The sequence below is a fragment of the Deinococcus phoenicis genome, from assembly GCF_000599865.1.
Lineage (GTDB): Bacteria > Deinococcota > Deinococci > Deinococcales > Deinococcaceae > Deinococcus > Deinococcus phoenicis.
The window spans coordinates 112,501-125,000 of sequence record NZ_JHAC01000093.1 but is presented as its reverse complement, the minus strand read 5'-3'; the positions used below and the strand labels follow the sequence as shown (position 1 = coordinate 125,000).

Sequence of the window (12,500 nt, the reverse complement as noted above, 5' to 3'; positions counted from 1 at the left end):
TGAACCGGGAAACCGTTGTGCTCTAGTCCCGCCCGCCAGGGCTTCCACCCAAGTGTGGTTATACCCAAGAGGATTCAGCTTCCATTGCCGTGAACAGGACCACCTTCGGGTGGTCCTTTCGTTTGCTGCCGTCAACCACTCACGCGGGTGTGTTTGCCCACTCGGGTGTTATGCAGCAGAATCTCAAACCGCACAGGCTTGGTCTTTGGCCGGCTTGCCAGGCGTGAGGGGTCGCGTGGAAAGGCGCTCTCCACCACGAGACGCAACTGCTTGCCCACCCTGTACGGCTTGAAGTAGACCTCGTACTCCACCTGTCCCCATTCTCGATCAGTTCAATGGTGAAGTAGTTGCCATGCCCGGTGTGATAACACTTACGGCCGACCAGGTCGCGGATCAGGGCTGGCAGGCGCCGAGACAGCTCGTAGCGCGTCACGTCGAACGTCCGGAAGTCCCGGTTGGACACGTGGCGGTACTGCCACGCCGGGTCATCCCCGAGCTTGACCCCCTCGGTGAAGCAATGGTGGCTGAAATGGACCCACACCGGATACGTCACAGGGGGTTTGCCGTCCTTGCCGGGCTGCACGAAGTCACACTCGAAGGGGTCCAGATGCCTCAGGTCGAAGGTGGTTCCATCGTGTTCGAAAGCCCGCCAGCGCGTCACGCGCCCTACCATAGCGCGGGCTTTGCGAGAGCCGGAGGACCCACACGCCGCTTGTGGTGAGGACGGGCTGGGACTGCTGCTCCAGCCAAGTCTCACGTTGCGGTAGGTATCTCAGGTCTGAGCCCACCTTGACCAGCCCGGCTGCCTCTCCCTCTTATTCTTGGTCTAATCTCTATTATAGGTAGTTTAAAAGCAGGGGCAAGAGGGGGGGCAACGGCAGAAATGGTAAGCTTGCCCCATGAGCGCAATAGAGGCATTCACTTTAGAAGTGAAGGAGAACGGGCGAGTGTTCTTGCCGGTAGCCTTTCGCCAGAGTATGGGAATAGAGCCAGGTGAGCGTCTGATAGCACGGGTCACGGAGAAGGGTAAGGCAGAACTTGTGACGGCAGGGCACGCCGTCGCCTCGGCGCGGGGGATGTTCGCCCATCTGGTTCCTGACGGCGTTTCCCTGGCTGACGAACTGGTGCGGGAACGGCATGAAGAGGCAGCACGGGAATGAGTAGCGTCCTTGATGCTTCCGCCCTCTTAGCCTGGCTTCAGGGGGAACCCGACTCCGAACGAGTGGACACGGCCTTGAATCAAGGCGCAACCATCCACACGGTGAATTGGGCCGAAGTCGTGACCAAGCTGGCCAGTCGAGGCGCTACACCTTCGGACGTCACCCGGCAGCTTACCGAGCGCGGCATCCTGGGCCAGCTTCTGACGGTGGACCCAGGGCAACCGCAGGACGCCGAAGCGGTGGCCGACCTGTACCCGACCACCCGCAGCGCTGGGCTGTCTCTCGGCGACCGTTACTGCCTAGCCCTGGGGCAACGGCTGGGCGTGGCGGTCCTGACCACGGATCGGGCCTGGAACAGCGTGAGTCTCAGCGTTGAGGTCACAGTCATTCGATAAACCCTGCGTCTGCAACCGAAAGGCGGAATCTACCCGTAATCCAGAGTGAGGCGAGTGCCCACGAGCCGAACCGGGAGAACAGGGGGATGCAATCCAAAGCGGCCCAAAATCACTAAGCTGAGAGATAGGGAGGGTCCACATGGCACGACTGGAAGAAGTGCATGACGACGGCGGACGGCGGTACTACCTCGGCGGCCAGCCCATCTCCTGCGGCCAAGTGCTGGAGGTCTCGCTGGAGCAGGGATGGCTCCCGGTGCGCTTCGAGATGGACGCCCAACAGTACGGGGTCTTCTATCTTCGCCTGGGAAGCGGCTGGGACAACCAGGTGAGCCTCCGGCTGCCTGACACCGCAGAGCTGCGGTGGCCGCCCGGAGAGGCACAGCGGGAGGAAACGCTGGTTCGCAAGCTGCGCCGGACGGTCGAGGAACTGGCCGAGATGGTGAGCCACCCGGAGGAGTACAGCGACGACGAACGCGAGCTGGCCCTGTTGCACGCCCGGGGTGTGCTGAGGGCCACAGCACCGCGTCTCCCAGAGGAGCCGGGCCGTGTCCGCTGAGATTCCAGAGGAGATCAGGGAAGGCACGTCGCAGTGGCTCGCGCTGTCCGAAGAGGCCCGGACAGCGGTGATGGCCGAATGGGGTCGGATGGAACGCTTCTTGCGTTCAGGTTTGACACACGCGGAGAGCGCGGAAACCCGCGAGGCCTGGCAAGAGGTTCTGGACTGGGTGGAGGGACGCCGCGTGCTGCTGGAAACGGCAGCGGCGATCAAGAAGCGGATGACCTCTTAACTGGGCGGCCCCTAAGTTGGAAAGCAAGACTGCTCGGCCCTCGGGCAGTCTTGAGAGGAAGATAGGGACTTTCCCTATCATATTCTTGATGCCCGCCAGCCCCGATCTCCCCGACCCCACCCCACAGCTCGCGGCGCTGCAAACCCAGTTGCGCCGGTACGCCGTGTGGCGGGCGGAAGGGAGCGAGCGCCCCGCTCCTGGGGAATGGCAGTTCGAGCGCTTCCTGGCCGTGATCGAGGACGAGCACCTGCTCATGCGGTATGCCCGGCAGGTGCAGGAGATCGAGCAGGCCTACCGGGATGCGAAGCTGCTGCTGGCCCCTGAGCGTCGGATGCCCGCCCTCTTCAACGAGGTCTGGGACCACTGCGCGATGCACGTCAACCAGGCCTGGGAGAGTCACCGGGTCCGCGAGTTCAAGTTCCCCCTGGAGGGCAGTGCCACAGCGGACGAATGGCCCGCGATTCAGGCGAAGCGCACAAGTGAGTACGCCCAGGTTATCCGCCAGCTCCAGGACCTCGGCCTGAAGGTCGTCGAGGTGCGGGGCGTGCAGCTTGCCCCAGGCGGGCCGATCTCCCCCACCCTCTATTTAGAGGCCCGCCGCAGCCACCGCTTCACGGTGAGGCGCAGCACCGGGAGTGCCTACCGCCTGCACGCCACGACGACCGAGGGGGAACTCCGCAAGAACGTGCGCGTGGGTGTGGTGGTGATCCGAGGTCTGCTACATCGCGTGCACGAGCACCACCCGCCCCGGAAGGTTCGCAAAGACAAGCTGCCGCCCGGCGTGCCCCTCGGGAAGTTCGAGGTGGTGGTGCCGGAATGAAGTACCGGTAGGACGGCCTCAACGTTAGGTGCCACTGTGATGAAGAGGAAATGAGGGGCAGACAAGCATGAATTTCTTCACATCACACCTGTTATTCTGTCTCTATCACTCAGGTCTTGCACCTAGATAGGGTGAATGAATAGCCGTGCTGGCGCAGGAATTCTTCCTCCTCCCAGAGTTGTGCAGCGAGTCGCTGCACAACCAGCAGTGGCAAGGCAACCCGGGCAGCAACTTCCGCCGCCTGTTCCAGCGAGCGGGTGTCGGCTCGGCAGAGCATCGCCAGGGTGAAGGCCGCGAACACGAGCAGCACCCAGCGGTCCAGTCCCTGAGCCGTCCGCAAGGCGAAGCGATTCAGTCCAAAGCCGTGCTTGGCTTCTTTGAAAAACGATTCGATGGCCCACCGTCTTCCCCCCTCCCGGGCGACTTGGTCGCCCGGAAGCAGTTGGGAGGCCACTGAGAAAAAGGTTCGCTCCCCCCGCTCGACTCGTGCCAGGGTGAGTGTTTCCCAGGGCCAGTTGGCCAGGTGAATCCAGCTTCCATGCGCGCAGTCCTCCACGGTGACGTGGCCGGGATGGTCGGTCCGCCGGGTGGAACGCACGCCTACCACGAACTCGAAGCCCAGGTCCCGCACACCCTGAAGGAAGTTGGCCGACTCGAAGCCGCTATCCGCCAGGACCCAGACGTCGAAGCGGTGACTCACCTCGGCGGGAACGGTCGCGAGCAGCTCCAGGGCGAGACGCACGGGGGAAGGGGTCCCCTTCCCCCGGTACACCCGGTAGCCCACAGGGAACTTCAGGTCCCCATACACCGCGTACAGCACCACCAGATGAATGCCGTAGACCTCGTTGTAGACACGAACGAAGGGCAAATCACGTCCCGTCTTCGGGACGCTGGTCAGATCCACGCACAGCCGCAAGCGAGGATGATGTTTGCGCCGAGCCGCCAAGAGCAGGGCGTCCCATTGGGCCTGGACCAGGGTCGTCCAGCACTCCGCCGTGTCCCACTCGTACACGTTCAGCAGGCGACTCAGGGCGCTGGCACTGACCGTATATGCCCGGTGGAGCGCCTTTTTCGTCTTCAGATCGAGAAACAGGCCCAGCGCAGCCTCTAGGCTGCGCTGCTGATACGGACTGGTTGGGACAGACAGGAGCGCGTCTGCCAGAATGGAGGCGCGCTCCCCGCGAAGCTTGAGGTCATACACATCCTCTTTCTCGCGTCTGGGAGCGCCTTTTCGCTACCTATTCAGGTGCAAGTTCTGAGTGGAATGTACCTCCTTCAAGTTCAATCACAAGAAAACCTTGCCCCTTTACTTCGCGGAAGCGGCCAAAGACGGCACAGCACCGCGTGGCACCAACCTTTGCACGTCGTGAGAACGGCGTTCACGCACTGGGGAAGGGAGGTGAACAGATGAAGTACGTGGTGAAGCCCAGCAAAGCCCGCCGTGGCGATTGCGGCGCCAAGAGCGGCTGAACACCGCTTCCAAAACATCCATCTCGTGGGCGCGCCAAGCTGCGCGCCCTCCTCATGGTGCCAATATGCGTGTTCTTCTTTGTACCCTGAGTAGTCCCGGTTATCTCTTTGCCAGCATCCGGCTGGCCCTGTCCCTGCGCGAGCGCGGACATGAAGTGACCTTCTTCAGCGACGCCACCGAACTCCTTCGGGACCTGGATTTTCCTTGCCTCTTTGGTGAGGCCGCAGGCAGCTTTGACCCGGGGGACTGGTTCCGCCCGGAAACCATTGCCGCCCACTTCGACGCACTGACCGGCGCCCTTTGTCAGGCGCGGCCGACCCTACTCCTGACGCATCAGCTGATGCTAGGGCCTCTCCTAACGGCGCGGCAACAGGGGCTCCCCCTGGGCGTGATCGGCCTCGCCGCACCGATGTTTCCGCTGTCGGGCGAGCATCTGGAGCAAGCCCGCCTGACCGGAACGCGCGCCGCCGTGCGGTACACCCAGTTGCTCGACATCTTCGACCGCGCCACACGCGTTCTAAGCCTCCCTCCAGACCACGTCTCTCCGGAGTACTTCTCGGGAGAGGTCTTTTTGCTGCGCAGTGTCCCCGAACTGGAACTGGAAGCCTCGGTGCTTCCCGAACACGTTCACTACGCCGGGGACTTGTGGTGGGAACCGCCCGGCGGCGATGAGAACCTGGCCCGCTTTTTGGAGCGGGCGCAGGAACGGCCAGTGGTGTATCTGCAGCCCGGACGGACATTTGACGAAGGGTCGTTCACCTGGGCGCTGACCTGTGACCTCAAGGAACAGTATGCCGTCATCATCGATACCTTTCGCTCCGATGAGGAGGAGGAGACCTTCTCCACAGACGGCAACGTGTTGATCCAACCGTACATCCCTATGGGCCTGGTCCTGCCCCGGGCAACCCTGATGGTGTCACACAGTCACACCACCGCGGCGCTGGCTGGGCTGCGCTTCGGCGTGCCGCACCTCGTGGTTCCCAACGGCAGCGGCACGGAGGACATTGCCCAGCGCCTGGTCGCGGCCGGGGCAGCGCGGTGTGCGCAGGCCTCCGGCGTCGTGGCAGGAGCCCGGCAGGTGCTCGGTGAACACCTGCGTGCCTCCCCCAGCCTCAGGACGGCCCTGCAAGCGGGTGCCGCCAGCGGCGGGGCATGCCGCGCGCTGGAGGCGCTTGGTTGAGGTCAGGTCAGCTCGGCGGTGAGTCCTTCCGTTTCTGGGCGATGCATGTGCCCGCGCGTCACCCAGAAGGTCACGCCCGCCAGGAGGAGCAGCAGACCCCCGCCCGCGTAGGCGGTAGCCGGACCGCTCAGTTGACTGACGGCGCTGGTGGCGACGGGCGCCACGATCATTCCCACTGCATTCAGGGTTTCGAACATCCCGAAGACCCGGCCACGCTCGCTGACCTGGGCCGCCGACTGCAGCACTGTGATGATGACGATTGTCGCCATGCCCGCACACCAACCAAAGGTCACCGCTCCAGCCCACAGCCAGACCGGCGAGCCGTCTCTCGCCAGGGCAAAGCCGAGGAAGGCGGCGACACCCACCGACAAGGCCAGCACCATGCGCGCCGGCAGGGGCCAGCCTTTCGGGAGCAGCCCCGCCGAGACGATACCCAGCAGGAGCCCACTGCTCAGGCAGGCCTCAAAGACGCCATATCCCGGGGCGCCCGCACCGTTGACCGACATGGACAGGGGAATCAGGACATTGAGCAAGGCGACCAGACCGTTGATCAACAGCGCCACCAGCATCACGCTGAGCAGCGACCAGGTCATGACGACCAGCCGGGCGCCCCCGATGACGTCCTGCAGAAACGTCCCCTGCGACCGGACCTCTCGCAGGGGGAAGCGAATTCGGCTGCCGGTCAGCAAGCTGCCCAGGAGTGCCAGGGCGGCACACCACAGGGCCACGGCACTTCCGAACCTGTGGATCAGCAGGCCCGCCAGCACATAACTTCCGATTGGCACGGCATTCATCGTAGCCTGGGTCAAGCTGTTGGCCCGGGGGAGATCGTCGGCATCCACCAGGGCCGGAATGAGGGCCCCGGTCGCCGTAGTCGTCATCACGGTACTGAGGCCATTGATCACAACTAGCGCGCCGAGGAGCCAGAGTCCCAACAACGGCCGATGCTGTAGGCCCCAGACCACCCCGACGAGGCCGAGCAGGGAGAGGCAGCGGGTGGCAATACTGCCGAGAAATGGCCCACGCAGGGGCAGGCGATCAATCAGGCTGCCCAGCAGCAACCCGAGGAAGCGCGGGACAGCCCCCAAGGTGAGGATGAGCGCCAGTGCGGTCTGGTCCACCTGCCCCACGACTTGAAACACCGCAAAGGGGAGGGCCACAAACAGGAAGCTGTCCGTGATCGACGTGAGGGCACGCCCCAACCAGTACCAGCGGAAAGCTGCATTTTCGATCAGGAGATGCATGCCGTCATGGTGAGCGTCCCCAGACTAAAAAGAGAAGCGGCCGGATGGAGTTGAACAGGGACGCCTCGAGTGTTGATGTCCAGACAGCAGGATTCGTGACGGGCTTGCGACAATCTATTCGCCCGGCCGTGACTTCGTCCTGACGCCAAGTTAGTCAGGGCTGTCAGGAAGACGGGGCGAAGAACAACTGGACACCTTGCATCGTGCGCCAGAAGTGCGGCCGGTTGACTGGATTGATGGGGGGTGGGATCAGGTATTAGGTTCTACGGACCGTCTCCCACCTGTCCAGAGGATGTAGAGCGGCTGTCCCCCTTGCGGTTTGAGCACATTCACCTGGAGGGGCGGTATGCCCTTACGCTGGCCGAGGCGGTCAAGCAGGGCAAGCTGCGCACCTTACGTGTCCCGGAGGATGTGCTGCACGAATAAAAAGGGCGATAGGCCGGTTCACCGTTCCATTGCTACCGTGAGGCCGAGCTGAGCGACATGCAGTGCGCGGTCAGTGTGGCCCGCGACGGTCAGGAAGCTTTGGAACTGCTGCGCCACACCGAACACCTGCCGGACCTGGTGCTGCTGGACCTGAACATGCCGCGCATGACCGGGCATGAGGTTCTGCGGGCGGTCAAAGGGGACGCGGCGCTGCGTGAGGTGCCGGTGGTGGTCTTCACCACGTCGAGCGAACCGAGCGACCGGGCGACGTGCGCTGCTGCTGGTGCCGACGACTACATCCTGAAGCCGAGCGAGTTTGAGGATCTGATCGAAACGCTGAACGCACTGGGGCGACGCTGGCTGGCCACGGCGAGTGGCGGCACTCGCCGCCTCGCGTCCCCCTAGGAGGGGTCGCACTAGAGTTGGAAAACGGTGAAGGGCGCTAAGCCGGGCGCCTGCGGCACCTCAAACGTCCGCAGATACGCCCACGCTTGACTGTCGAGCGAGGGTCCGGAGCGTCCACGCCGAGAACAGGCCCAAAGCCGCGAGCAGCAGCAGCGCGGGTGCATACCTTCCCGTCCACGTGAACAGCAGGCCGACTCCCAGCGGTGTCCAGGCCTGCGCCAGATTCACGGGCCGCGCCATCCACCCGTTCGCCGCCCCGAACACCGCCGCCCCCGAATGCCGGAGCAGCACCTCCACCCGCGCCAGGGTCAGCGCGCCACTGGCCAGCCCAAAGGCCACGATGCCCAGCCCTACTAGCAGCGGCCAGTGGGTGAACAGCAGCAGCAGGGAGGCCAGCCCCAACTGTGCCAGCAAGACCACGGTCAGGGGGAGCGCCCCCACCCGTGCCAGGAGGGGAACGAACACCACGCGGCCTGGAAGGGCCGCGAGTCCCAGCAGCCCCGTGAGCGTCGCCGCGAGCGCCGGACGGTATCCGGCGGCCAGCAGCAGGGGAGCCAGTTGCAGCCCCACACCCACGGTCACCACGCGCGCCAGGGTGAAGGCCAGCGTGAGGCGCACAAAGGGCGAGTCAGGCGTGAACGGCACGACCTGGACATCACGTTCCTTCCGTGCCCTGGGAGGAAGCACACGCCAGGTCAACGCCCCGACGCCCAACAGCAGGGCGGCCAGGCTGACGAACGCCACCCGCAGGCCGCCCCCCTCCAGCAGGGCGGTCGTCAGGGGCACGAAGATGGTGCTGGCCAGCCCGGCGATCAGCGTGATGGTGAGGGTAGCCCGTGTGCGGGCCGCCCCCTGCACCTGCTGCCCCAGCACCGTGAAGACCGCCTCGTAGAAGGTCAGGCTCATGGCGACCCCGGCCAGCAGCCACCCGGTGATGAACAGCGGGTAGCTGGAGGTCAGGGCCAGCGTGAGCAGCGCCAGGGCACCCAGGAAGGCCCCTCCCGTCAGCAGCGTCCGCCCTCCCCGCGCGTCCAGGGCGCGCCCCACCGCCGGGGCGAGGAAGGCCGTCACCAGCAGGGCCAGCGTGAAGGCCAGGCCCGTCTGCACCCGGCTCCATCCCAGGGCGTGTTCGGTGGCCACCGCGAGCAGGGGCTGGGCGTAGTACAAGGCCCCATAGCTGACGGTGCTCAGCAAAGCCAACGTCCACACGAGGGGACGTGTGGACGCGGGTAGGGAGGGCATCAGCCGAGGGTGATGAGATCCGGGGCGGCGGGCGTGCAGCAGCCGCTCTCCGGGGCGCAGGAGGCGTTGATCCCGGTGGCAGGTGTGCCGCAGGCGTCCGAAGCCTTGCACTGCACGCCGGGCGCCCGCAGGTGGACCTGGAGGCTTCCCGGCAGGATCTCCAGCCCGGCGACGTGGTACTGCATGGCGGGAAGGGCGCTGTTCCCGTACTCGAAGCGCACCTCGGCCTGACTGGACACGGGGACGCGCTGGGCCACCCGGTCGTAGATGGCCAGGAACTTGCGATTGGTCATGAAGCCTGCCCTGGCCTCCTCCGCCGTGCCGTCCATGAGCTGGATGACCGTCTCCCGCCAGGCGTTCGCCTTGCCGCCGCAGTCCATCGACTCGATGCTGACGGCCTTGACCTCCGTGACGTGGTAGCCAGCGGGCACGAGCCGCTCCCCGTGGAGCCAGAACTCCAGTGGGCGCTGCGACTCGGCGCGCAGGGCGGCCAGGAATTCATGGGTGGTCACGTGGTTCTGGAGGCCGGGGATGGTCTGGGTCATGGCAGGCTCCTTCAGGGGCAGGTGCATCAGGGTGGCAGTCTGGGGGCAGGCGTCCTGGAACTCGCGGGAGGCCAGCAGGGCGGCGGGGGCGCTTACGCGGGGCACTTCCGTGAAGCCCAGGCGCGGGAAGTACGTCGCGGCGGTGGTGGTGAGCAGGTAGACCTCCTCCAGCTCCAGGGCGCGGGCGTGGTCGAGCACTTCCCCGACGAGCTGGGCGGCCAGCCCCTGCCCCTGGGCGGCGGGCGTGACGGCCACGGAGCGCAGGAGGGCGACCCGCCCGTGCCGTTCCAGGCCCGCCATGCCGAGGAGGGAGGACCCGTCCTCCGCCAGCCGCAGGTCTTCCAGGTGGTCGGCCACTCCCGCCAGGGGCAGGCTCAGAGCGTTGAGCAGCGCCTCGATGCGGGGCAGGTCGGTGGGGGTCGCTGGGCGCGTCAGCATCCGCATCCTGCTTCCCCGTTCAGTTCCGCCTGGAGCGCGGCACCCAGGCTGGTGAGGAGCCGGAGGGCAGCGGCGCGGTCCTCCTCCGGCAGGCGGGCCAGCACGCGGGCGGACTGGGTGTTGAGCTGCGCGTCGAGGTCACGGGCCGCGCTCTGCCCGGCATCGGTCAGCCGCAGCAGCAGGGCACGGCGGTCGCCGGGGTGCGGCGTCTTGGCGAGGAGGCCCTGCTCCACGAGGTCATCTGTGCTGCGGCTCAGCCACGCCTTGTCCAGGTTGAGGGTCCGGGTCAGGGCGGTGAGGGTCTGGTCACCCTCCCGCGCCAGTGTGGTCAGGATCGAGCACTGCGTGGCGGACTGTACGTCGCAGCAGGCAAAGTTCCGCTGCTGTAACTCCCCGAACAGCCGCGTCACGGTGCGGAGGAGCGCCCCTGCCTGCGTAGCCTCCCCGGTTTTGTTGTCAGTGGCAACAGTCATGGCTTGACTGTAGGCTTCCCCCACTTTGTTGTCAAGAGCAACAGTTGAGGGAGACAACAGACTGCGGGCAGCCCAGGGGAGAGCGGAGGTGCAAGCTCTCAGGCAACGTGGACGGCAGGGCCAGCCTGGTAGGCGGGCGGCACGGGCTGACCTGCTTCGAGCGCCTGGACGAAGGCCGTGAACTGCTCTGCGAGCTGGTCACGTACGGCCCGCCAGCGGTCCAGGCTGCCCCCACTGGGGTCCATGAAGGGGTAGTGGAGGCGGGTGGTCCTGCCGGGGTAGACCGGGCAGGCTTCCGCCGCGCTGTCACACACCGTCACCACGTAGTCGAAGTTCTGCGGGTCCGGCACGTCGTACAGCGTCTTGCTGGTGTGGCCGTCCAGATTCAGGCCGATCTCCGCCATGACGGTCTTGGCGTCGTCCTTCACCCGCGTGGCCTCCGTTCCGGCGGAGTGCACCTCCAGGTCGAGGCCCACTTTTCGGGCTGCCTCACGGGTGAGGGCTTCCGCCATCTGAGAGCGGGCGCTGTTGTGGGTGCAGAGAATCAGGACGCGGGTCACGCCTTCAGCATATGGAGTTCTTTTGATGGGTCGAGTGCGCCCCATCCGCAAGCATCCCCGTCAGCCGTGCCCCACCCGACGGAAAGAGTCGGTCCTCACACAGGGTGGAGGAGGTGTTCTTGCCCCGCTGCTCGGACGCGACCAGCTCAGCGTCGTGCAGGATGGCGAGGCGGATTTCATGGGAGAGGGCCTTAAGGTGGTCAAGGACACCAGGTATGGTGAAGGCGTAGGTGTAGGCCCGCTCGCCGGTCACCATCGTCAGTTCCCAGCGACCCACCGTGGTGTGCAGGGTTCGCTGGCGGTACCGGGGTTCCCCAGGGATCCACAGCGGTGGGCATGTCGGGCCTACCTGGGTCAGGATGGTATCCGGCACCTTCGCGGGCAGGAGCCGGTTGGCGTTGGCTGTGCCCGTGTAGGCATCCTGGAGGCTGGCGAGCAGTGTGAGCCAGCCACGGTGCAGGGTGGGCAGGAGGTGGAACAGGCTCGCGCTCCTGTCCTGGGAGGGAATCTCAGGGGACAGAAAGCGCTGCACGCCCATCCGCTTTCCATCCAGCGCCGCTCTCAGGCGCCCATGTTGGACCCGAGGGCGGTGCGGGGCGTCCGGCTGAACCTTCTCACAGGTGCCGAGCATCAGGACGTGTGAGCCCCACCTGTTCGGCGAGGAAGTGCAGGGCTGCGCAGGGGGTCAGGAAGCGTGTGGGAGGCCAGGAAGTCGTAAGCCACGACCGTGAGGCTGCCGTCCGTCCAGATGATGTGGGCGTGGGCAGTGCCGCTGGCGGTCGCGTGCAGGTTCCCCTGGGGTGGTCGGCGCTCGTTTTCGGGTCGAACAGGGCGCCGTCCCGGTCCGCCAGCGGCACGCGGGCCGGCGGGTTGAGGCGCTGCACCTCCTCCCCGGCCTCCTGACCACCGACGTGCAGCGTGAAGCGGGTCAGGATCGTGTCGCTCCCAAGGGTGTGGAGCTCGGCCTCGTCCCCGTGGAAAGTCGCACCCCAGGCGTTCCGCGTGAGGTCGGGATGCACGGTGATCAGCGGGCAGCGGGCGTGGTGCCTCAGGCAGGGTGCCCCTCTCCCCTGCCCTGAGCCAGCACGGCCTCGCCGAGCGGGGTTAGTTCCCGAGTTCGGGTCCACCAGCCACGGCGCTTGAACAGCCACACCTCGTCCGGGGCGGCCGGGTACTTTCCGGCGGTGACGTTGGCGAGGATCTGAACCAGAGCATGCTCGCGCTTGCGGCTGATGGCGGGGGCGATGAGCCGGAAGGTGAACAGCAGGCCCAGCACCGCGCCGCCCAGACCCAGGAGGAAGATGGTCACCGGCAGGCTGGAGACGGGCAGGTGCCTGCGGGCGATCAGCACGA

The 12,500-nt window shown here is 65.8% G+C and carries 15 protein-coding genes (1 of these 15 running past the window's edge); 7 read left to right on the top strand and 8 right to left on the bottom strand.

What is annotated here, in order from left to right; translation table 11 throughout:
* Positions 1–899 precede the first annotated feature (899 nt).
* The 5 genes from DEIPH_RS20045 to DEIPH_RS18260 all read left to right on the top strand — a co-directional run bounded on the left by DEIPH_RS20045 (position 900) and on the right by DEIPH_RS18260 (position 3,163).
* Complete coding sequence (locus DEIPH_RS20045; protein ID WP_152545036.1) at positions 900–1,160, top strand: AbrB/MazE/SpoVT family DNA-binding domain-containing protein; 261 nt, start codon at positions 900–902, stop codon at positions 1,158–1,160.
* Entirely contained in the window at positions 1,157–1,555 is a 399-nt protein-coding gene (locus DEIPH_RS18275; protein WP_034361018.1) for a type II toxin-antitoxin system VapC family toxin, read from the top strand. Before DEIPH_RS20045 ends, DEIPH_RS18275 begins: the two co-directional genes overlap by 4 nt.
* Before the next feature lie 139 nt (positions 1,556–1,694).
* Entirely contained in the window at positions 1,695–2,111 is a 417-nt protein-coding gene (locus DEIPH_RS18270) for a DUF5348 domain-containing protein (RefSeq protein ID WP_034361016.1), read from the top strand.
* Positions 2,101–2,343, top strand: coding sequence for a hypothetical protein (locus DEIPH_RS18265; protein ID WP_034361014.1), 243 nt, complete (start codon positions 2,101–2,103; stop codon positions 2,341–2,343). Before DEIPH_RS18270 ends, DEIPH_RS18265 begins: the two co-directional genes overlap by 11 nt.
* 88 nt (positions 2,344–2,431) lie before the next feature.
* Positions 2,432–3,163, top strand: coding sequence for a hypothetical protein (locus DEIPH_RS18260; RefSeq protein ID WP_034361012.1), 732 nt, complete (start codon positions 2,432–2,434; stop codon positions 3,161–3,163).
* Between the two features lie 109 nt (positions 3,164–3,272).
* Here the strand turns inward: DEIPH_RS18260 and DEIPH_RS18255 are convergent, their stop codons facing one another.
* Positions 3,273–4,364, bottom strand: a complete 1,092-nt coding sequence (locus tag DEIPH_RS18255) for a transposase (protein WP_034361010.1) — start codon at positions 4,362–4,364, stop codon at positions 3,273–3,275.
* Between the two features lie 424 nt (positions 4,365–4,788).
* Here DEIPH_RS18255 and DEIPH_RS18250 point away from each other — a divergent pair, with 424 nt between their 5' ends.
* Positions 4,789–5,814 (top strand): glycosyltransferase, encoded by a 1,026-nt coding sequence (locus tag DEIPH_RS18250; RefSeq protein ID WP_034361008.1) that lies wholly within the window; start codon positions 4,789–4,791, stop codon positions 5,812–5,814.
* 2 nt (positions 5,815–5,816) lie between these two features.
* On the opposite strand, the gene DEIPH_RS18245 is transcribed toward DEIPH_RS18250, so the two are convergent.
* Complete coding sequence (locus DEIPH_RS18245) at positions 5,817–7,058, bottom strand: MFS transporter (RefSeq protein WP_034361006.1); 1,242 nt, start codon at positions 7,056–7,058, stop codon at positions 5,817–5,819.
* A 483-nt stretch (positions 7,059–7,541) separates the two neighbouring features.
* Here DEIPH_RS18245 and DEIPH_RS18240 point away from each other — a divergent pair, with 483 nt between their 5' ends.
* Positions 7,542–7,889: a response regulator gene (locus tag DEIPH_RS18240; protein ID WP_081791002.1), complete on the top strand. Its 348-nt coding sequence runs from the start codon at positions 7,542–7,544 to the stop codon at positions 7,887–7,889.
* Between the two features lie 60 nt (positions 7,890–7,949).
* Here the strand turns inward: DEIPH_RS18240 and DEIPH_RS18235 are convergent, their stop codons facing one another.
* The 6 genes from DEIPH_RS18235 to DEIPH_RS18205 all read right to left on the bottom strand — a co-directional run.
* Positions 7,950–9,131, bottom strand: a complete 1,182-nt coding sequence (locus DEIPH_RS18235; protein WP_034361005.1) for an MFS transporter — start codon at positions 9,129–9,131, stop codon at positions 7,950–7,952.
* Positions 9,131–10,114 carry an arsenic resistance N-acetyltransferase ArsN2 gene (arsN2, locus tag DEIPH_RS19495; protein WP_081791001.1) on the bottom strand — a complete coding sequence of 328 codons (984 nt, stop codon included), beginning with the start codon at positions 10,112–10,114 and terminating at the stop codon, positions 9,131–9,133. The genes DEIPH_RS18235 and arsN2 overlap by 1 nt, the downstream gene beginning before the upstream one ends.
* Positions 10,108–10,587, bottom strand: a complete 480-nt coding sequence (locus tag DEIPH_RS18220; RefSeq protein WP_034361002.1) for a MarR family winged helix-turn-helix transcriptional regulator — start codon at positions 10,585–10,587, stop codon at positions 10,108–10,110. The genes arsN2 and DEIPH_RS18220 overlap by 7 nt, the downstream gene beginning before the upstream one ends.
* Before the next feature lie 98 nt (positions 10,588–10,685).
* Positions 10,686–11,147 carry an arsenate reductase ArsC gene (locus tag DEIPH_RS18215; protein ID WP_034361000.1) on the bottom strand — a complete coding sequence of 154 codons (462 nt, stop codon included), beginning with the start codon at positions 11,145–11,147 and terminating at the stop codon, positions 10,686–10,688.
* A 4-nt stretch (positions 11,148–11,151) separates the two neighbouring features.
* Entirely contained in the window at positions 11,152–11,679 is a 528-nt protein-coding gene (locus tag DEIPH_RS20740; protein WP_235183293.1) for a hypothetical protein, read from the bottom strand.
* A 516-nt stretch (positions 11,680–12,195) separates the two neighbouring features.
* A protein-coding gene (locus DEIPH_RS18205; protein ID WP_235183292.1) for a hypothetical protein crosses the window boundary here: on the bottom strand, positions 12,196–12,500 show its 3' portion. Its footprint extends 88 nt past the window's final position; 305 of the gene's 393 nt are visible here — the last part of the coding sequence; its start codon lies off the right edge, out of view; the stop codon is at positions 12,196–12,198.